This is a genomic window from Streptomyces oceani (assembly GCF_001751245.1).
GTDB lineage: Bacteria > Actinomycetota > Actinomycetes > Streptomycetales > Streptomycetaceae > Streptomyces > Streptomyces oceani.
Genome location: NZ_LJGU01000045.1, coordinates 1 through 360, shown reverse-complemented (window position 1 = coordinate 360; position 360 = coordinate 1). Strand labels below are relative to the sequence as shown.

Here is a 360-nt window from a genome sequence, read left to right as displayed (position 1 = left end):
GCTGCACCGCGCGGCGTACCTGCTCTACCAGGACAGACGGCGCTACGCCGGCGGCATCCTCGTCGTCAGCCCGACGCCGCTGCTGGTGTCGTACACCGAGGGCGTGCTGCCCTCCCTCGGCGAGGAGGGGCAGGTCGCCATCCGGGCGCTGGGCTCCCTGGTGGAGGGCGCCGAGGCGGACGGCTACGACGCTCCCGAGGTGGCGCGGCTCAAGGGCGACGCCCGGATGGTGCGGGTGTTGCGGAACGCCGCCCGGGGCGCGCTGGAACACCCGGGCACGCCGGAGCGGCTACGGGTGGTGGCGTACGGCGCGCGGGTCGAGCTGGACGCGGAGGCGTTGCGCGAGGTGCGGCGACAGGT

General features: G+C 75.6%; 1 pseudogene. It reads left to right on the top strand.

Features of this window, described 5'->3' with window-relative positions:
- Positions 1-360, top strand: a pseudogene (locus AN216_RS00205) (helicase); the annotation flags it as partial.